We start from the raw sequence: 19,443 nt of genomic DNA on the forward strand, positions 1-19,443 counted from the left end.
GCTATTTCGAAGTCTCGCCACAGTTGTCCTGTGGCGAGACTTTTTGCTGTCCGCCCACGACCCAACGATAGAAGTAATCGGCAATCACCCGCCCGCCGGTGGCCGGCAGCGGATGAATCTTGTCGGGCCCGATCATGGCCGCCGCGTAGCGTTTGACGTCGGTGCCGAACGCGCATTGCAGATTGGCATAACCCAGGTGCTGCGCACGGGCCCAGGGCTCGATGACCTGCGCATACGCCGACATCGGATAGGCGCTGGAGCGGGTGGTGTCCTGACGCAGGATCAGGTTGATGCTCGCCGCCGGTTGAATCTCGCGGAGCATGCCGACCAGACCCTGAACGTTGTGCAGATACTGCTCGGGCTTCACGCCAAAACCCTGATCGTTGCCACCGAGCATGATCAGGTAAATGTCTGCGGGAATCTTCGAGACCACGGCTTTCCACTGCGCCTGCCAGCGAGCATCGTCGTGGTAGAAATCAGCGGACGCCGCGCCGGACGCGGCCAGTTTCGATACCCGAACTCCGTTCTGATCGTTGCTCAGCCACAGGCCGAACAAGGTCGGCGCGCCCTTCAGCACTTCCAGTCTGAAAGCCCAATCGGTGGCCGCCGATGTGCCGGGCAGCGGGACTTCCTGAACGCCCTCGCCTGCGAGTTTCAACGGTTGCCAGTCGGCGGAAGGTGACCAGCGATAACGTAATTCACTGGACTCACCGTTGCCGAGGTAAAGCAGTTTGGCCTGAGTGACGGCGGTGTTGATGGCGGGCGTCGGGCTGGCCTCGACTTGCAGCCAGGCGCCGGGCCGGCCAGTCACGGTGCGGCTGTCGGGGCTGGCCTGGCCGAGGCCGGAGACCTGCCAGTCGCCGCCGAAATACTTCTCGCTGCTGCGGGTGTACTTGAAATGCGTGCCGCCCAGCGCTGCGCCGTGGTTGAAGCCGACATAACCCGGCCCGGCAAACCCGACCTCCCCGGCCACGCGTTGCACCAGTCTGTTCAGGTAGAAATCCTGCCCGGCGCTGTAGCTGTCGCCGATCACCGAGATCGACAACACCTTGCCGGCCTTGCCTTCACGCCACTGGCCAAACCGCTGGCGAGCGTCGCCGACTTGCACCACCGACGCCGCTACCGGCGGAACATCATCAACAGCCAGCATGGATCGCTTCCTTCATCGGGTCTGCGCCACCGGGGCAATGGTCGCCACCGGTTTCTTTTTCGTCGCGGCACGTTCGCCGAGGAACAGCACGGAGGTGAAGTTGAACCGGCTGAAAATCATCGACAACAGCACCGGCCCGAGCAAGCCACACATCACGCCGCAGAACACCAGCACGCTTTCGTCTTTCACACCGAGGCGGCCAAGGATCGAGCGCGAAGTAGCGGCGAACAACACATGAAACAGGAAAATCGAGTAGGAATAACCGCCGAGCCAGGTCAGCGCCTTCGAGCGCATGTCACTGGACAGCAACGCAATGCACGACACGCAGCCCACCGTCAGACCGATCAGGCTGCGGCGGTCGACGATCAGCTCGCGGTCCACCGCCGCCACGTACAGCAGCGTCAACGAGATCAGCACAAACACCAGCGGACCGATCACCTTGAACGTCTGCTTCAGCTCGCTGACTTTCTCCTGGCCGATCATGCCCGCCACGAAGAACGGCAGCAGATAAATCGCCCCGTTGATGCCAAACGCGTCCAGCGCGAACGGCGGCAACAGGAACACCGCCGCCGCAAACGCGAACAACAGGTACAGACGCGTCGGCGTGCGCAGCAAACCGCGCCATTCCAGCAGGCCGACAAACATGAAAATGATGAACACCGCCTGCAGGAACCAGAAGTGGTTGATCGGCACGTAAAACGACAACAGCGCATCCATCACGCTGACGTCCTTGTTCACGCCCGGCCCCACCGCCTGCAGCACCGAGAACGGCACCCCGACGCAAAACAGCGGCACGATCAGGCGCCGCACCTTGCCGCTGAAGAACGCCGAAAAGTCATTGTTGCGAATCTTGTAGATGGAATAGATGTAGCCAGAGATGAAGGTGAACAGCGGCATGCGCACGTACACCATCGAATCGGCGATCACCCGGAACGGCGAGCCGATGTCGATTTTCAAACCACCGCCCAACGGCCCGATCACGTGATAGAGCACCAGCAACAGGCACGCCAGGCCACGCAGGGTTTCGATCTCCAGGGACTTTTTCTTGCTCGACATAAAGCACCCGCCTCAATTCAGGATTCTGGATTCAACCTTCACCGGTTTGTTCGCCCGCAGCATCAATCCCAGGCCCACGAACAACACCGGCACCACCATCGAAAAGTGCCGGGCGAACGAGCCGAAGTCCGGCTCGAACAAGCCTTGAACCAACAGGAACGCCAGCGGAATCGCGATCAGTTCCTTGGGTTTGGTCTGAATCGGCGCACCCTTGTAATCGGTCGAGGTGATGACTTTGAACAGCAGCAGCGCGGTCATGATCATCAACGCCACGAAGATCACCTGACCCGGCCCGGACAGCAGGATCAGCTCAACGGGGAACGACAACCGAAAGAAAATGATCATCGAGTCCAGGGCCTGCGAGACGAAGTCACTGCCGCTGAGCCATGAGACGATCAGCGATTTGGAACCCTCCTCGCCCGCCGTGCGCAATTCGTTGTTGCTGGCGCGAATCGACGACACCGGAAAGCCCAGCGCCAGCTGGATCGCCATCGCAACCGCCAGGTAGAACAGGAACAGCATCAGGAAGAATGTCGTGCGCGACACATACTTCTTCATCACGCAGACGCCGACCCAGGACAGCGAAAACAGAATCCAGTACGGCCGGATCAGCACGCCGTAGATCGCCGCCGAGAGGAAAAATCCGCCGCGATATTTGCGCGTCAGCGAGCTGAACAGAATGCTCAGCACCGCCACCGACACGATGATTTCCTTGGTCAGGTTTTCCAGGAAAAACGAACGGACGACACCCCACAGGCACAGGGTGCCGAAGATGGCCAACGGCATGCGCCGGAACACCACCACGGGAATGGCCGTGAGGAAAAAGTTGCAGAACATTCCGTAGGCCCAGGCGTTGGTCAGGTTGATTCCGGTGGGCCGCAGCAGGAATGCCGAACACTCGTAGGACGAGCGATCCGGCGAGAACGGGTTCCAGAAATTGCAGTTGTCGGCCCGGGCGTAGGACGACCACAGGGTCATCGCGTCCGGGCCCGGATCGCGGGGAATCAGCAGCGGCATGGCCACCGACAGAAACAGCCCGGTGAACAGGATCAGGAACGACAGCGACGAATCGAGACGGCGGCCGCGAAACTCGATGCACGGCAGTTTCAGGCCCATGACGCGACAGCCTTTTTCGCACGCGTGGCGCGAGTCAGCAGCGCAATCACGCCGAGCTGCACGATGATCGCGAAAACGTTGCCCCAGGCCGCGCCGTAAATCGAATAGTGCTTGATCAGCAGGTAACTGACCGGCACTGAAACCAATAGACAAATGGCCGCGCTGGCGAGGGACACCCGACTGTTTTTCGACGCAATCAACCCGCCCCAGACGATGTCGCCAATGGCACGCAGGGCGAAGGAAAAAATCAGCACGCCGAGGATGCCGTTGTCCGGACGCGGAACGCTGGTGGCGACGTAATCAAGCACCACGTTGAAAAACAGATAAATGCCCACCGCGACCGCCGCCGACACCGCCAGCGACCGCGCGACCCATTTGTTCACGAACAACTGCCTGACCGTGAACGGTTGCTGATCGGCCTGATAACGCTTGGCGAGCAGCGGAATGCCGACCACCGCTACCACCGCGTAAGACAACGCCTGCAAGGTGTTGGCCGCCGACCACGCGTACACATATTTACCGAGGCTGGCGTAGGGTTCGAGGTCGATGATCAGAAAGCGCTCGGCATACTGACTCAGGGCGATCAGGCCGGTGCCCAGGTAAAACGGCAACCCGGCTCTCCAAACCGCCGCCGTCGCCAGCGTTCCCTCCTCCCGCCCGCGATGAACATTCACCACGATCAGGTAACCGGCGACGATCACCAGCACGTTGGCGATGACCCACAGCCACAACACGCTGGCAATTGCGGACACCCAGCCGAGCGCCATTGCGCCCACGGCCAGCAGCGCCCAGAGCCCGGTCTTGATGAAAAACAGCAGCGCACCCGCCGTGGCTTTCTGCGCGGAAAACACGAACGAGTTGATCTCGAACGACAGATGTTCGGTGAGCAGCACCAGCGTCACGCAGGCGATCAGCGCGGTCGTCGCCTCAACCGACTGGAACAGTGAATAAATCACCACCGTCAGCACCGACAACGCCAGGCCCACGGCCAGGTACAGCAACAGCACCTTGTCCACGACCCGGCGCGAACTGCCGCCCACGCTGATCAGCCGGTTGATCTCGGAACTGAAACCGACACTGTAGAACTTCGATGCGATCAACGACGCCGCGACCACCACGCCGTAAAAGCCCAGCGCCTCGTAACCGAGGTAATGGGTGATGGCGAGCACCAGCAAGAACTTCGCGCCCAGTGCCCCGCCGCGCAGCAACAGCCGGAATATCATCGAATGACGCCCTTGATGATGTCGTCCATGGCCACGGTTTTCGCCTCGATCTCGCGGCAGGTGTCGGTCAGGCGTTTGCCGAAATTCGACAGCGCATCGGGTGCGTAAACCGTGTCGATGATGGTGTCGACATTGATGTCCCCGCCATTGATGACCCAGTCCTCGACGCCCATGTCCTGATAGGCGCCGAAGCCTTTGCGTTCATAGCTGATGTGATACGCCGGCACACCCGAAAGCAACGATTCGATCGCGCCGTGCAGGCGTACGGAAATCACCAGGTCCGGCTGGTATTTGGCCAGCGTCGCCTTCAGCGGCAACAGGTCTTCGGTGATGCCCAGTTCGCGATAAAACGCGCCGTCATCGTTACCCCGCACGGCGCTCTGTACGGCGCAGACCACTTTGCTTTTGTTCTTCAAACGCTGCAGCAGCACCTTCAGGTTGGCCACGTAGGCGAGCTTCTTTTCCTTGCTCCACGCCGGCGGTTTGCGCAGCACTACGCACACCGTCGCCGGTGTCGAGGCGCAGCGGGTGAACTTGGGTTGCTGAAGAATCTTGCCGGCCAGCGCCTGCACCGCGAGATCCGGAGCGCGGTAGACATTTTCACAGGCATCGAACAGCGCCGAGGAGCGGTTATCGCGCACGAACACTGCATCGGCGCTGGCGTAGTGGCCGACGATCTTGTCGCTGTCGCCGTGGAACGGCCCGATGCTTTGCGGCAGGTACACCGACGGCACTTTGCTGAGGATCGCGGTTTCCAGTTGCTTGGCGTGGCCGAGTTTCAGCTTGATGTGTTCGAAGGCACTTTTCGAGCGCATGTAGCCGCCACCGACGCCGACGATCAGATCGGTTTTCTTCAACAGATCCGCCAACCCGGCGTAGGACTGATTGAGGAATACCGCCTGCTTGACCCGGCCCAGGCCCTTGGCTGCCATGACCGGCGCGTCAAAACGCGGGTGCGGCAGGTATTTGAAGGAATCCGGATCGGAAGCCACGACGCTGATCGCGGTGTCTTCGCCAAAGTTGCGCTGCACCAGCGCAATGGCCAGATCGACCAGCAGACCGTCGCCGGAATTGGAGGCACTGTAGCCATGCAAAATCGTTACGTTCATGAGCGGAGTTCTACTTAATAAGAGGGAGCGGAATACACGTCGTAGGTCTGACGGATCATCAACGCGGCGCTGAAACGCTCGCGGACGATGCGCCGACCTTCGATGCCGAGGGCCGACAATGCAGGCTTCTGGATTTGCTTCAGCCGATCGGCCAGCGCCTGGTGATCCCCGGCGGGGAACACGTAACCGGACACGCCATGGGTGACCAGTTCGGGCAACGACGTGCAGTCGCTGGCGATCACCGGCAGGCCCAGCGCCATGCCTTCCAGCGGCACCATGGCAAAGCCTTCCCAGCGACTCGGGACGATCAGCGCATCGGCTTTCTGATACAGCGCGTGCACCTCGGTTGGCGTCACCCAAGGCAGATATTCCACGCCATCCAGCGGCGGACACTCGACGACGTCCTCGTTCACCGCACTGCCCACCACCGTCAGTTTCAGGTCGCTGCGCTGTGCTTCGGTGTAGGCCTTGAGCAACACGTCGAAGCCTTTCTGATAGTCGAGGCGGCCGACAAACAGCAGATGAATCGGTGCCGGATCGTTGACCTTGCGTTCGTCATTCTTGTGATCGATGCCGTTGTAGATCAGCGTCATGCGCTTGCGCTCGATGCCAAATTTCGCGGCCTTGTCCAGCTCGAACTGGCTGACGCAGATGATCCTGTCCGTGACCTTCTGCAGCACCCGCTCGATCCAGGCATAGACTTTCTGCTTGATCGGCGAGCTTTCCATCAGGAACGAAAACGCATGCGGGCAGTAGACGATTTTCGGCTTGCGCCACGGTCGCAGAAGCACGCACACGCAACGCCCGATCACCCCGGAAAAGGTGCTGTGCAAATGCACCACATCGGGTTTTTCCTTGAGCAGGACCCGCGCCAGTTGCCAGGCAAAACGCAGCAGCGACGGCACATTCCGCCCGCTGCGGGCGAAGGTGCGGATCTGCTGTTCATCGATGCCGTGCAGTTCTTTTTTCTGGTCGAGCGGGACCAGATACACCAGCTCATAGCGCCCGTCTTCCGGCGCCGCCGAAATCGTGCGGATGACCGTCGCCACCCCGCCTTTGATCGTTTCCGCCACGTGCAGTATTTTTTTCACAACCCACCCACTTTCATGCCTGTAAGGACCATCCCCGAGATTCAGGACTGGTCGGACGCGTATTCGTAGTTGTAATAGCTGCCGTTGCCGTAATAGCTGGCCGCGCGCTTCTCGACGCCGTTGAACACCGCGCCCTTCAACTCGATACCGTTCTGGGCGAAACGCCGGATCGTCATTTCGATTTCCTTGGCCGGGTTTACCCCGAACCGCGCGACGATCAGGCTGATGCCGGCTTCGCGACCGACAATCGCCGCATCGGTCACGGCCAGCAGCGGTGGCGTGTCGATGATCACCACGTCATAACGCTCGCTGAGTTGCGCCAGCAGTTCGCGGAAATTGGCGTGCATCAACAGTTCGGAAGGGTTGGGCGGGACCTGGCCACGGCTGATGAAATGCAGGTTGTCGACCTCGACCTTGTTGATCGCCTGATCGAGGGTGCAGCGCTTGACCAGCAGATCCGACAAACCGTTGGTGATCGGCGTGTTCAGCGTTTTGTGCAGATGCCCTTTGCGCATGTCGGCGTCGATCAGCACCACGCGCTGCCCGCTCTGCGCCATGACCGCCGCGAGGTTGGAAGAGACGAAGGTCTTGCCGACCTGCGGGCTCGGCCCGGAAATCATGATGCGGTTGTTGGTCGAATCCAGCGCTGCGAAGTGCAGGCAGGTACGCAGGCTGCGGATCGATTCGATGGACAGGTCCGTCGGGTTACGCAGGGCCAACAGATACGCCGGCGTGTCCGCCGCGACTTTGGCCCGGACTTTTTTGCTGTCTTCTTCCTGTTGCAGGGCGCTGTAGGGAATCGAAGCGTAGACCGGCAAGCCGAGCTGCTCGATGCCTTCCGGGCCTTCCAGGCCCTTGCTCAGGGATTTGCGCAACAGCACCAGCGCCACGCCGACGAAGGCGCCGAGGAAAGTGGCGATCAACACGATCAGGGCTTTTTTCGGTTTGACCGGGCTGGTCAGGTCGACGTCCGCCGTATCCACCAGACGCACGTTGCCCACGGCACCGGCGCGGATGATGTCCAGCTCCTGGGACTTGTTCAGCAACTGGGTGTAGATCTGCGAGGCGACTTCGACGTCGCGAGTCAGGTTGAGCAGTTCCTGCTGCGTGGCCGGCAGGTCCTGAACCTTGCCTTCCAGCGAACGCTGTTGCTGGGTCAATTCACCGATCTGGGTCATCAGCGCACGGTAGGCCGGGTGCTGTTTGGTGAACTTGCGATCCATCTCTGCCTGCTGCAGTTTCAGCTCGGAAATCCGCGTTTCGAGCGCCACGGACTGGCCCAGCACCGATTGGGTTTCCAGCGAGATGTTCACGGTCTTGCCGTGGGTCTGGTAGGCATTGAGCGCATCGCTGGCCTTGGCCAGATCGCGTTTGACCTGCGGTAACTGGCTTTGCAGGAAGGCCAGGCTCTGCGCCGCTTCGGCGGAGGTGCGGCGTACGTTCTGATCCACGTACAGCGAGGCGATCTTGTTGAGGATCTTCACCGCTTCGGCGGCATCGCTGCTGGCCAGGGCCAGACGGATGATCCCCGATTCCTTGCCTTGCTCGGAGATGTCCAGCGCGTCCTGATAGCCCTGAATGGTCACGATTCGCGGGTAGCGCACCACCTCGAAACGGGTCCCGGGGTTGGCCAACAGTTGCGCGACCTGCCCTTCCACGCCGTCCTGCGCGAAAGCCTCGCCCGCCACGCCGTCGACCAGCAGGTTGTCGTTGTCGTCCAGCAACTGGAAACGATGTTGCTCGCCGGCGATCAAGGTGAGTTTCTTGCCCAGCAATTCCTTGGGCAGATTGAGCTTTGCAAACTCCAGGCGTTCACCGCCCCAGGCGTAGCTGCTCAGGCCGAAACGCGGCGGCGCGACGCTGAGTTCGGTCTCACCGCGATAGCGTCGGGAAAGGAAGCCGCCAATCAGCGGAAAGGTATTGGGGGTGACGTCGATGTCCAGGCGCAAGTCGTCGACCGTCTTGCCGATCACCGCGCGGGATTTGATGATGCCGATTTCGGTCACCGACGGCGATTGCCCGCCGAGCATGCTGTTGAGGTCGGAAAAACCGAGCATGTCGTTCTTCTTCGGTTCGACCTGCACCAGCGCGTTGGCCAGATACACCGGCGTGGCCAAAATCGCATAGGCCACACCGGTCATCATGAATGCGCCGGTGAACGCACCGATCAACCACTTCTGGTCGATCAGGCTGCCGAAGATGCCGAGAAGATCAATACTGTCTTGATCGTTGTCGCGAGTGCCGATTACTGACGGTAACTGCATAAGTCTTTCTTACCATTCACTGAACTGAAGAATATTCATCAACGCGCCAGGCGTTGCGCCCATGAGCTAACAGCATCTTCAATCAATGCATGGGCATGAATAAAAGCGGCTTGCCCCTGGCGATACGGGTCCTGTATTTCTCGTTCGCTCTGCCACTTGCCCAGCAGAAACACTTTGCCCCTGGCGTGAGAGGCAATCTTCAGTACTTGATTAACATGTTGTTTTTCCATCACCAGAATCAGGTCTGATTCATTGACGATGTCCGCTGTCAGTTGCCGCGCCTTGAACCCTTCGGCACTGTGGCCGCGTTCTTCCAGCACCTGGCGCGCGGTCGACTCCATGCCTTCGCCGACCCGCGCAGACAGACCTGCTGAGGTCACGCTGATCGCCGAGGGTGTCAGTGCATTGCGCAACAGAAGTTCCGCTGTCGGACTTCGGCAGATATTGCCTACGCAAACGACAAGAATCTTTTTGAACAAGGTTTACTTTCCCGTGTAATGTCAATCGGCCAACATGCCTTGCACATTCGAATGAACCCGCAAGACCTTCCTTCACTCGGAAATAGATTCACCCGTTAATACCGGTGCATTAAGTACCACGGCCTTTAAAAGTCCCCCAACCAGAATTACCGGACTAAAAATAACTGTGATTTTCAGGCGAAAGTTTTCCGACAAAAAATAACATTCGTGCACTTAGTGCCCCTGTTGCTCTCGAAACTTATGTAACGAGATAACCCTCAGCTAGATGTCATTCTCATCAGGAGAGCAGACATGAAATCAGCACATCTCAAACATCTAGGGGCAGCCTTGTTGATGCTTGGAGCAGCCGCTCAGGTTCAGGCCAGTGAGTTGTTCCCGGCGCTGCCAGCGAAAACCATCGGCGTTCAGGTCAAGATTCAGAATTTCACGGCGACCGACGCCGAGCAGATCAAAGCCGCAGGATTCACTTTTGTCCGTTTCGGCGTCTGGAGCGACAGCCTCGGCGCCAAGGCCTATCAGAAACAGATCAGCGATGCGTTCGCGGCGGCGAAATCCGCAAGCCTGCCGGTTTTGATGACCGTCCGCGCCACTAAACCGTTGACTGGAGACCTCACGACTGCCGGCGAAGCCTTTGCCAACGCCGTCAGCGGGCTGGAAAAAACCTGGAGTTCGCAACTGGTCGCCATCGAAATCTGGAACGAGCCGGATCTGGGCACCTACTGGCCGACCGGCAACTTCAACACCACGTTCGTGCCGTTCATGAGCGCCATGTGCAAAACCCTGCAGGGGCAACCTCAATCCACGCCTCTGGTCGGCTTTGGCTTCGCCCGGCCGCCCACCGCGGGATCGGCATCCACCGTTGCGCTCAACAGCCTCATCGAGGCTTACCCCAATTGCCTTGATGCCATTTCCTATCACCCTTACGGCATGACAGCCACGCAGATCAGCAATGCCCAGAATTTCATTCAGCAGAACTTCCACTTACCGGGTGTGATCAGTGAATGGGGGATTTCGGCGCTTGCCTCCAACGGTGGGCCGGACGGCCAGGCGACTAAAATCTCTGCGTTCATCGCCGATGTGAAAAGGCTCAAGATCCCGCTGACTTCCATCTACGAATGGAAGAACAGCGACTCGGGAAAAGATGATCGCGAGAAGAATTTTGGTCTGTTGACCTCAGACGGCCAACCGAAACCTGCTCAAACGGCAGTCAGGACACAATTGGAGCTCGAGTAGGCGCTGCAACAGGTCAGTTGCTTTGAACCTGTCGTCTGTTTTGGCATCGTATTGATCGATAACGCGCCCCGCCTTTCAAACAGCCGTTTTCAGGTTGTTGCCGCCGGGGCGCTCGATACGCCGACATGCCCTTGAGTGGCTGTCGACGCTCGGGTAATGTCACCAGACCCATAGGACAGAGCACGCTCATGACTTCCAAGCTGGAACAACTCAAACAGTTCACCACCGTCGTGGCCGACACCGGCGACTTCGAAGCGATTGCCCGAGTCAAACCGGTCGACGCCACCACCAACCCATCCCTGCTGCTCAAGGCAGCGGCGATTCCGGCCTACGCCGAACTGCTGAACGCCAGCGTGCGCGACTGCAAGGGCGATGTCGGCCTGGCCAGCGACCGTTTCGGCGTCGCGGTCGGCCAGGAAATCCTCAAGGTCATTCCGGGCCGCATTTCCACCGAAGTGGATGCGCGCCTGTCGTTCGACAAGGACGCGATCCTCAAGCGTGCCCATCGCCTGATCGAGCTGTACGACAAGGCCGGCGTTGGCCGTGACCGCGTACTGATCAAGATTGCCTCGACCTGGGAAGGCATTCGAGCCGCCGAGATCCTCGAGAAGGAAGGCATCCAGACCAACCTGACCCTGCTGTTCTCCTTCGCCCAGGCCGCTGCCTGCGCCGATGCCGGTGTGTTCCTGATCTCGCCGTTCGTGGGCCGCATCTACGACTGGTACAAGAAGGCCAACGGCAACGACTACACCGGTGCCGACGATCCGGGCGTGCAGTCCGTGACGCGCATCTACAACTACTACAAGGCCAATGACTACAAGACCGTGGTCATGGGCGCGAGCTTCCGTAACCTCAATCAGATCGAGCAACTGGCGGGCTGCGACCGCCTGACCATCAGCCCGGACCTGATCGAGAAACTGGCGGCCGACACCGGCAAGCTGGAACGCAAACTCGCTCCGGGCCATGCCGGCGAAGCGCGCCTGAGCCTCAACGAAGCGCAATTCCGCTGGTTGTCCAACGAAGACGCAATGGCCACCGAGAAACTGGCCGAGGGCATCCGTCAGTTTGCCCGCGACCAGGAAAAACTCGAGGCGCTGCTGCAAGCCAAGCTGTAATCGGCCGAGCGCGAACGCAAAAAGGGCGAACCCTCACAGGTTCGCCCTTTTTTGTGTCTCGCGGTCTGGCCGATCAGTGCCGTTCGAGGGCATTCACCAGGTCATGGAAGGCTTCGCGGTTGGAGTCGTTCAGCCCCATGAGGATCTTGTGCGCTTCGAGCACCTTGACCCGCACTACCTCCTCAGACTGATCCTGGTCCGGCAAGTCATCGAGGCATTCCGGGCATGGCACGGGATGGTTGACGATATTGAACACCTGCTCGAAACCCATCGACTGCAACAGACGCGTGATGTCCTCGTGGGTGGTGACCACGGTCGGCAGCAGGCCGACCTTCTGCCGCGACAGGATCGACAGTTTGGCCAGCAGGCCCAGCGTGGTGCTGTCGATGCTTCGGGTTTCGGTCAAATCGATCACGATCGCGTTGAAATTCAGCGCGGTGAAGATTTTTTCAATAGTCGCATCCAACGCCGAACACAGGGTCAGGCGAACTTCACCGACGAACTTCAGGACGAAGGTGCCATCCTGCTCGGCGAACTGGATTCTACCGGTACTCATTAAAGATTCCTGCTCAACACCAACAGGGCGATATCATCCGGCATCTCCCCTAGCGTGGCCAATCCAAAAACCTGCCGCAGACCATCCAGGCTGCCGCCCGCCAACTTCACCTTTTGCGGTAAAGCGGCTTCTTTCTCTTTGAGTGTGGGCTCTGGTAAAAGATCCAGAATGCCATCAGACATCAGCGTCAGGCTGAACGTCGGTGGCAGCTCGAGCACGTGGTCTTCGTAGGTGGCTTCGTTGAAAAGCCCCACGGGCAGACCGCGCCCCTCGAGGTAGCGAACACTGTCAGGCGTGTACAACACAGGCAACGGCAGATGGCCGCCGATGCTATAGGTCAACAAACCGGTCTCCTCGTCGATGACTCCACCGACCATTGTGACGTGTTTACCCAGCTTACAACTGATCAGCCCCCGGTTGATATGACCGAGGACTTCCGAAGGCTTGAATTCCGGCAGCGTGCCGTTGCGCTTGGATTCGAACAGCAAGCGCGTGGTCATGAACTTCAGCAGCACGGTAACGAACGCCGAAGAAGCGCCATGACCCGAGACATCCGCCAGGTAGAACGCTACCCGGCGCTCGTCTACCCGGAAGTAATCGACAAAATCACCCGACAGGTACAGCGACGGGATGATCTGGTGCGCAAACCTGAATTCGTCGATGGCCCACGGACTTTCCGGCAGCATGTTCATCTGCACCTGGCGACCGGCATTCTGGTCTTCCTGGAGCAGGTTCAGGCTGGCTTCGAGTTCGCGGTTGGCCTTTTCCAGTTTCTCGCGGTAGCGCTGGTTTTCCAGCAGCAGACGCGAACGATCCAGCGCCCGGCGCACGGAGTGCTCGAGCACCGCCAGATCTTCGAGAGGCTTGATCAGGTAATCCGCCGCGCCCAGGCGCAGGGCCTCGACTGCGTCGTTCATCACCCCGGCACCCGAAACCACGATCACCGGTGTCTGCGGCGACCGCTCAGTGACCTGACGGATGAGTTCGAGACCGCCCATCTGCGGCATGCGCAGATCGCAGATGACCAAGTCGGGCGTGTCTTGCTCGAATACCTGAAGACCCTGCTGGCCGTTACTGGCCTGCAAGACGCTGAAACCACTGTCTTCCAAATAGGCCGCGAGGCTCGCGCGCACTACTTCGTCATCATCGATTATCAGCAGCGTGGCACTGGTTTTTGGCATGTGGGCAAACGGCGCCAGAATTAGGTTGGCGTAGCAGGCGGGGCAACGGCCCGGCGCAGACTACTGGATTCGCTTTCTAGCCTCTCTGCTGCACCGCTTCGGAGCGTTTGCCCCGCACACGATTGCACCAGAGGTGCCCTTCTAAGGCGCAGACGGTACTCCCATCCTTCGACCGTTTCAAGCATGCGCCGATGGTCGCTTGGAGACTTTGTTTGTCAAATCACTCGCAGTTATAAGAACAGCTTCAACCGTAACCCAATCATTGGACGCGCCCACAAAAAAGGCGACCTCGCGGTCGCCCTTTTCTGCCGATCAATCGAGATCAGAAATCGTCTTCGACCTGCCCGTCCTTGACCTTGAACTCGCGGTTCTGCAGGTAGGCGTTGCGGATGAAGGTGTACTTGTCGCCGCTGATCAGCTTCTCGCTCGACAGCAGGCTGGCGCGGGTGTCGACGATGTTCAGGCCGAAAATCGAGTTACGCACCGGCACATCGTTGATGTAGCGGTACGGGCCGGTAAAGCTGTCGACGTATTTGGACGGTGCATCGCGCAGGGTGCTCGGGCCCAACAGCGGCAGCATTACATAAGGACCGCTGCCGACGCCCCAGTAGCCGAGGGTCTGGCCGAAATCTTCGTCGCTGCGGGTGAGGCCCATTTTGGTGCCGACATCGAAGAAACCAAGCAGGCCGAAGGTGGTGTTGAAGATCAGGCGAGCGGTGTCGACGCCAGCGGCAGCCGGTTTGGCCTGAAGAATGTTGTTCGCCAGGTTGGTGACATCACCGACGTTGCGGAACATGTTGTGGATGCCGTCTTCCAGGAATTGCGGAGTAACAAATTCGTAGCCCTGCGCCAAAGGCTTCAGCGCATAGGTGTCGACGAAATCGTTGAACTCGAAGATCGGACGGTTGACGCTTTCCCAAGGGTCTTCTTCCGTTGCAGCCTGAGCGGCGAACGGCACCAGCATCACGCTGGCACATACACAAAGCTGAGCAAGAGGATGACTCAAGCGCATAGAAAACTCCTTGGATAGTACGGACGCAGCACCTGGGCCGCGGCGATAAGTGCGTCAGTATAAGACGGAAACGCTACTTTAGGCAGTTCCCCGGTAAATCCCTCCGTAGGACACTTCGTCATTGGCCTGTCATGCAACTGTCACCGATAGTGCCTAGCCTGATCGCTATTTCAGGGACGTTTTCCATGCCTCAAGCCGAAGCCTTGCCCCTCACGGCCCCGACGCTGACCGCGGTGCTGTTCGGACTCAGCGGCTGTCTGGTGGACTTCGGTGCCCGCGCCCGTCATCACGCCAGTATCGGCCCGGAACACGCCGATACCACACCCGGCGCCCTCGACAGCCTGCGCAGCCTTCAGCACCAGCAAATTCCCTGCGCCTGGCTCGACGAGCTGTCCACGGCCTGCACTCAAGTGCTGTCATCGGCGCTGCCGGACTGGATCAAACCGTCGCAACATTCGGCAACAATCAAACCATGGCCGGCGCCCAATGCCTGCTGGCAGGCGTTGATGGGCTTGAATGTCGATCGTCTCGACGGTTGCGTGCTGGTCAGCGGTGAACCGCGCCTGCTGCAATCGGGCCTCAATGCCGGGCTGTGGACCATTGGCCTGGCGTCCTGCGGTTCACTGTGCGGCCTGGCGCCGAGCGAATGGCAGGCCCTGAGCCAGAAGGAACGCGAACAATTGCGCGGCAAGGCGACGGTGCAGTTGTTCGGCCTCGGCGTGCACTCGGTGATCGATCATCTGGGCGAACTCGACACCTGTCTGGCGGACATCAGCCTGCGTCGCCTCAAAGGCGAAAAGCCCTGACCGGGATCATGCAGGTTGGCCAAGAGTGGATTAGTCTTAAGGAGAGCCATAGACCTTTGGCGCACGGCTGCGGTCTATGCCAGTGCCTCTCGATAAAAGGAAACAACCATGCCCGCTCAAGAACTGCAAAAACAGCTCAATGCCCTGCGCGAGCAACTGGATCAAAATCCTCCGCTGACCGAAGCCGAGCGCGCTGATCTACATGCGCTGATGGCACAGATCGAATCCGAAATAAAACTGGAGACCGCGACTCAAGATTCCAGCATCGCCGATGGTGTCAATCTGGCAGTTGATCGCTTCGAACTCGAACACCCTGCCATCGCCGGCACATTGCGCAACATCATGAATTCCCTGGTCAGCATGGGCATCTGAAACCCGCGAATGCAAAAAAGCCCTGCCATCACTGGCAGGGCTTTTTCATGTCCGCGAGGCGGGTTATTGACGAACCAGACGGTGGTTCGGCAGTTGCACGCTTTCGGTGCTGCGGTACGGGTTGATGTCCAGCCCGCCCCGACGCACGTAACGCGCGAACACGGTGAGTTTTTCCGGTTTCAACAGGCGTTGCAGGTCGAGGAAGATCCGCTCCACGCATTGCTCGTGGAAGTCCGAGTGCTGACGGAAGCTGACGATGTATTCCAGCAGGCTGGCGTGATCCAGCGCCGCGCCTCTGTATTCCACCACCACGCTGCCCCAGTCCGGCTGGCTGGTCACCGGGCAGTTGGATTTGAGCAGATGACTGTGCACGCTCTCCTCGACCACACGCGAATCGTCACAGCGCAGCAGTTCAGGACGCGGATGTTCGTAGTTGCTGACGCTGATATCAAGATCGTCGATGCACACGCCCGGCAGCGCGACAACACCTTCAGCTTCGACATCTTTCAGGCTGCGAACCCGCACGCCCACCGGTTTGCCGGCGGCGGCGGACAGATCCTTGACCAGCGTTGCTTCCAGGCTTTCGATATCGGCAAACGGCGTCTGGTTCAGCGAGTTCAGGTACAGCTTGAACGACTTGGATTCGATGATGTTCGGCGAATCCGCCGGAATGCTGAATTCACCGATTGCCACCACCGGTTTGCCCGACGGCAGCAGCCACGACAGCTCGAAGCAGTTCCAGAAATCCACGCCTTTATACGGCAGGGTTTCGGCGGTCAGGCCCAGCTCGGCCCATTTCGCGGTGCGCGGAATCGGAAACAGCAGGGACGGTGTGTACGTGGCGATGTATTCGCTGGACTTGCCCAGCGGCGAATGTTCGGCTGCGGGATGCATGGCGGAAACCTGACTGAAGAATCAGCGGATTCTATCAGCCTTTGCTCCCGCCTTTGAGTGCTTACTGACTGACAGTCAGTTTGCCGACCATTCCGGCCTGGTAATGCCCGGGAATGTTGCACGCAAATTCCAGGTTCACCGCTTTGCTGAAGGTCCAGGTCAACTCGGCGGTCTTGCCCGGCTCCACCAGCACGCTGTTGGGGTCGTCGTGCTTCATTCCATGCCCCATCGAGCCGTGATCCATGCCCGCCATATCGTGGGACATTTCCTTCATGCTGGTCGGCGTGAGCATGCCGCTTTGCTGCATCTGCAACATTTCCTGCTGGTGTTTTGCATGCATCGCCGCGTCGCCAAGGTTGAATTCGTGCAGCAACTGGCCTTTATTCACCAGCACAAAACGAACGGTCTCACCGGCCTTGATCTCGATCGCCTTCGGATCGAAGCTCATATCGCCCATCACCACTTCAATGCTGCGGGTGGCCTTGGCCGCCGGGGCCGGCTGGCCGAAGTCATAAGTGTGCGCCGGTGATGCCCACAGCGGCGAACTCAGCGCGAGCAGACACGCGGCAAGGGCCAGACGGTTGCGCAAAAACATAGTCGTACTCCAACAAATCAAGGTTCAGCCTGTGGGAAACTCTAGCCCGCCTGCGCTGGCAGCGACCTGACAGGCAGATTACAACTTTGTCAGGTTGGCGCTCACAGCGTGAGCCCACGGTATAACGTCCTCGTTCCCGCAACCCGAGTCGCCCATGAAACTGCTGATCGTCGAAGACCAACCGAAAACCGGCCAGTACCTGCGCCAGGGCCTGACCGAAGCCGGTTTCAACACCGAACTGGTGGCCGATGGCACCACCGGCCAGCAATTGGCGTTGAGCGGCGACTATGCGTTGCTGATCCTCGACGTGATGCTGCCGGGTCGCAATGGCTGGCAGATCCTGCAAGCGGTACGCAGCGCCGGTCTGGAAACGCCGATCCTGTTTCTGACCGCCAAGGACACCGTGGAAGACCGGGTTCACGGCCTGGAACTGGGCGCCGACGATTATCTGGTCAAACCGTTCGCCTTCTCTGAACTGCTGGCGCGGGTGCGCAGTCTGTTGCGTCGCGGCAGTTCCACACCTCAGGAAACCAGCCTGCGCCTGGCCGATCTGAGCCTGGACCTGATCCGCCGCCGGGTCGAACGCAGCGGTCAACGCATCGACCTCACCGCCAAGGAGTTCGCCCTGCTGGAAATGCTCCTGCGCCGCCAGGGCGAAGTGCTGCCCAAATCGCTGATCGCCTCACAGGTCTGGGACATGAATTTCGACAGCGACACCAATGTGATCGAAGTGGCGATTCGCCGACTGCGTCTGAAAATCGATGACGACTTCCCGAACAAGCTGATTCACACCGTGCGCGGTATGGGTTACGTCCTGGAAGAGCGTGCCGACTGATGCGCCGACTGTCCTTGAGCGGCCGGCTGGCGCTGTTGTTCGCTGGCTGCACCGCTGCGGTTTCGTTGGTTGCGGGGGTGGTATTCAATCGGGCCAGCGAAAGCCACTTCATCGAACTCGACCAGCAACTGCTCGAAGGAAAACTGCTCAGCGTGCGTCAGACGCTGTTGAGTGGTAGCGACGCCACGCACATCACCGATCAATTGAGCCAGCAGGGCGATGTCTCACTGCGCATCAGTAGCCCTGAGGGGCAGCGCTGGTTCGGCCGCTCGTTGCATGCCCCGGCGAATCTGCCGCAACAGCCTGGCCTGGCCACCATCAACGACAACGGCACCGACTATCGCCTGCTCAACGCTGCGCTTGAACCGGGAAAACCTGATTCCCCGCAATTGACCTTGTTGCTGGACATCACCCACCACCAGCACTTCCTGCAACGCATGCAGCATCTGATCTGGCTGACCGTCGGCCTTTCGGCGCTGGCCACCGCGCTGCTCGGCGCCTGGGCCGCCCGCAGCGGTCTTCGCCCGTTACGCCGCATGAGTGCGGTGGCCCGTGGGATTTCGGCGCAATCGTTGAATGCCCGACTGCCGGAAGCGCGGATGCCCGCAGAACTTGCGGAATTGGCCCACAGCTTCAACGCCATGCTCGGACGTCTCGATGACTCCTTTCAGCGGCTGTCAGCGTTCTCCGCCGACATCGCCCATGAGCTGCGCACACCGCTGTCCAACCTGCTGACCCACACCCAGGTCACTCTCACCCGCCCTCGCCCCCTCGAAGACTATCGCGAAGCACTGCACAGCAACCTTGAAGAGCTGCAATGGATGGCGCAGTTGGTGAACGACATGCTTTATCTGGCCAAGGCTGACCACGGTTTGCTGGTGCCCAAACGTGAACCGCTGGATCTGGCGGAAGAAGCCGATGCATTGCTGGAGTTTTTTGCGCCGCTGGCCGAAGACGCTCAGGTCAGCCTGAGCCGTGATGGTGCGGGGCGGTTTGCGGGTGATCGCGCGATGTTGCGCCGGGCGCTGTCGAACCTGCTGGATAACGCGTTGCGCTTCACCCCGGCCGCCGGCGAAGTGCGTGTGAAGGTGGCCGAGCAGGCGAAATCCTTGAGGGTGACGGTGGAGAACAGTGGCGAAGGGATTTCTGCAGAGTTGTTGCCGCGCTTGTTCGATCGCTTCTACCGGGCGGATCCGGCGCGCCAGGAAGGCACTAGCGAGCATGCGGGATTGGGGTTGGCGATTACTCAGTCGATCATCCGGGCCCATGGCGGGCAGATTCATTGCGAATCGGATCAGGGCTGGACGCGGTTTGTGATTGAGTTGCCCAAGGATTGAGGCCAGCAGTGCTGGCCCC

Annotated in this window: 19 protein-coding genes; 6 read left to right on the forward strand and 13 right to left on the reverse strand. The window is 59.7% G+C overall.

The features are described 5' to 3' along the window. Window position 1 precedes the first annotated feature (1 nt). Genes I5961_RS18955 through I5961_RS18990 form a run of 8 tightly spaced genes read right to left on the reverse strand, consistent with a single transcriptional unit; the run spans window position 2 to window position 9,488 of the window. A complete protein-coding gene (locus tag I5961_RS18955) occupies window positions 2-1,150 on the reverse strand; it encodes an SGNH/GDSL hydrolase family protein (RefSeq protein ID WP_227233055.1) in 1,149 nt (382 codons plus the stop codon). 12 nt (window positions 1,151-1,162) lie between these two features. Then, entirely contained in the window at window positions 1,163-2,206 is a 1,044-nt protein-coding gene (locus tag I5961_RS18960) for an acyltransferase family protein (protein WP_227233056.1), read from the reverse strand. 12 nt (window positions 2,207-2,218) lie between these two features. After that, window positions 2,219-3,322: a hypothetical protein gene (locus I5961_RS18965; RefSeq protein WP_085704586.1), complete on the reverse strand. Its 1,104-nt coding sequence runs from the start codon at window positions 3,320-3,322 to the stop codon at window positions 2,219-2,221. After that, complete coding sequence (locus tag I5961_RS18970) at window positions 3,313-4,545, reverse strand: polysaccharide biosynthesis C-terminal domain-containing protein (protein WP_227233057.1); 1,233 nt, start codon at window positions 4,543-4,545, stop codon at window positions 3,313-3,315. The genes I5961_RS18965 and I5961_RS18970 overlap by 10 nt, the downstream gene beginning before the upstream one ends. Then, window positions 4,542-5,654 (reverse strand): polysaccharide pyruvyl transferase family protein, encoded by a 1,113-nt coding sequence (locus tag I5961_RS18975; RefSeq protein WP_039772772.1) that lies wholly within the window; start codon window positions 5,652-5,654, stop codon window positions 4,542-4,544. The genes I5961_RS18970 and I5961_RS18975 overlap by 4 nt, the downstream gene beginning before the upstream one ends. A gap of 14 nt (window positions 5,655-5,668) precedes the next feature. Beyond that, on the reverse strand, window positions 5,669-6,745 hold the full coding sequence (locus I5961_RS18980; protein WP_227233058.1) for a glycosyltransferase: 1,077 nt from the start codon (window positions 6,743-6,745) through the stop codon (window positions 5,669-5,671). A 41-nt stretch (window positions 6,746-6,786) separates the two neighbouring features. Then, window positions 6,787-9,009 carry a polysaccharide biosynthesis tyrosine autokinase gene (locus I5961_RS18985; protein ID WP_085700487.1) on the reverse strand — a complete coding sequence of 741 codons (2,223 nt, stop codon included), beginning with the start codon at window positions 9,007-9,009 and terminating at the stop codon, window positions 6,787-6,789. A gap of 38 nt (window positions 9,010-9,047) precedes the next feature. Continuing rightward, entirely contained in the window at window positions 9,048-9,488 is a 441-nt protein-coding gene (locus I5961_RS18990; RefSeq protein WP_011335170.1) for a low molecular weight protein-tyrosine-phosphatase, read from the reverse strand. 291 nt (window positions 9,489-9,779) lie between these two features. Here I5961_RS18990 and I5961_RS18995 point away from each other — a divergent pair, with 291 nt between their 5' ends. Both I5961_RS18995 and tal read left to right on the forward strand, forming a co-directional pair. Continuing rightward, a complete protein-coding gene (locus I5961_RS18995) occupies window positions 9,780-10,721 on the forward strand; it encodes a glycosyl hydrolase family 5 (RefSeq protein ID WP_227233059.1) in 942 nt (313 codons plus the stop codon). A 188-nt stretch (window positions 10,722-10,909) separates the two neighbouring features. Continuing rightward, complete coding sequence (gene tal, locus I5961_RS19000; RefSeq protein ID WP_085700489.1) at window positions 10,910-11,836, forward strand: transaldolase; 927 nt, start codon at window positions 10,910-10,912, stop codon at window positions 11,834-11,836. A gap of 73 nt (window positions 11,837-11,909) precedes the next feature. Here tal and rssC read toward each other — a convergent pair whose 3' ends face one another. The 3 genes from rssC to I5961_RS19015 form a co-directional block, all read right to left on the reverse strand. Then, window positions 11,910-12,392: an anti-sigma factor antagonist RssC gene (rssC, locus tag I5961_RS19005; RefSeq protein ID WP_024013621.1), complete on the reverse strand. Its 483-nt coding sequence runs from the start codon at window positions 12,390-12,392 to the stop codon at window positions 11,910-11,912. Next, on the reverse strand, window positions 12,392-13,573 hold the full coding sequence (rssB, locus tag I5961_RS19010; RefSeq protein ID WP_085700490.1) for a two-component system response regulator RssB: 1,182 nt from the start codon (window positions 13,571-13,573) through the stop codon (window positions 12,392-12,394). The genes rssC and rssB overlap by 1 nt, the downstream gene beginning before the upstream one ends. Window positions 13,574-13,895: 322 nt before the next feature. Beyond that, entirely contained in the window at window positions 13,896-14,585 is a 690-nt protein-coding gene (locus I5961_RS19015; protein WP_227233060.1) for a VacJ family lipoprotein, read from the reverse strand. Between the two features lie 185 nt (window positions 14,586-14,770). On the opposite strand from I5961_RS19015, the gene I5961_RS19020 reads away from it, so the two are divergent. Together I5961_RS19020 and I5961_RS19025 are read left to right on the forward strand one after the other, a co-directional pair. Beyond that, window positions 14,771-15,391 carry a phosphatase gene (locus I5961_RS19020; RefSeq protein WP_085700492.1) on the forward strand — a complete coding sequence of 207 codons (621 nt, stop codon included), beginning with the start codon at window positions 14,771-14,773 and terminating at the stop codon, window positions 15,389-15,391. 108 nt (window positions 15,392-15,499) lie between these two features. Continuing rightward, on the forward strand, window positions 15,500-15,763 hold the full coding sequence (locus tag I5961_RS19025) for a DUF4404 family protein (protein WP_085700493.1): 264 nt from the start codon (window positions 15,500-15,502) through the stop codon (window positions 15,761-15,763). Between the two features lie 63 nt (window positions 15,764-15,826). Here I5961_RS19025 and queF read toward each other — a convergent pair whose 3' ends face one another. Both queF and I5961_RS19035 read right to left on the reverse strand, forming a co-directional pair. After that, window positions 15,827-16,657: an NADPH-dependent 7-cyano-7-deazaguanine reductase QueF gene (gene queF, locus I5961_RS19030; protein ID WP_085704574.1), complete on the reverse strand. Its 831-nt coding sequence runs from the start codon at window positions 16,655-16,657 to the stop codon at window positions 15,827-15,829. Window positions 16,658-16,718: 61 nt separating this feature from the next. Next, entirely contained in the window at window positions 16,719-17,252 is a 534-nt protein-coding gene (locus I5961_RS19035; protein ID WP_085704572.1) for a plastocyanin/azurin family copper-binding protein, read from the reverse strand. Between the two features lie 154 nt (window positions 17,253-17,406). Here I5961_RS19035 and I5961_RS19040 point away from each other — a divergent pair, with 154 nt between their 5' ends. After that, window positions 17,407-18,087 (forward strand): heavy metal response regulator transcription factor, encoded by a 681-nt coding sequence (locus I5961_RS19040; RefSeq protein WP_011335179.1) that lies wholly within the window; start codon window positions 17,407-17,409, stop codon window positions 18,085-18,087. Next, window positions 18,087-19,424: a heavy metal sensor histidine kinase gene (locus tag I5961_RS19045; protein ID WP_227233061.1), complete on the forward strand. Its 1,338-nt coding sequence runs from the start codon at window positions 18,087-18,089 to the stop codon at window positions 19,422-19,424. The genes I5961_RS19040 and I5961_RS19045 overlap by 1 nt, the downstream gene beginning before the upstream one ends. Window positions 19,425-19,443: the final 19 nt, after the last annotated feature.

Source organism: Pseudomonas sp. IAC-BECa141 (genome assembly GCF_020544405.1).
GTDB lineage: Bacteria > Pseudomonadota > Gammaproteobacteria > Pseudomonadales > Pseudomonadaceae > Aquipseudomonas.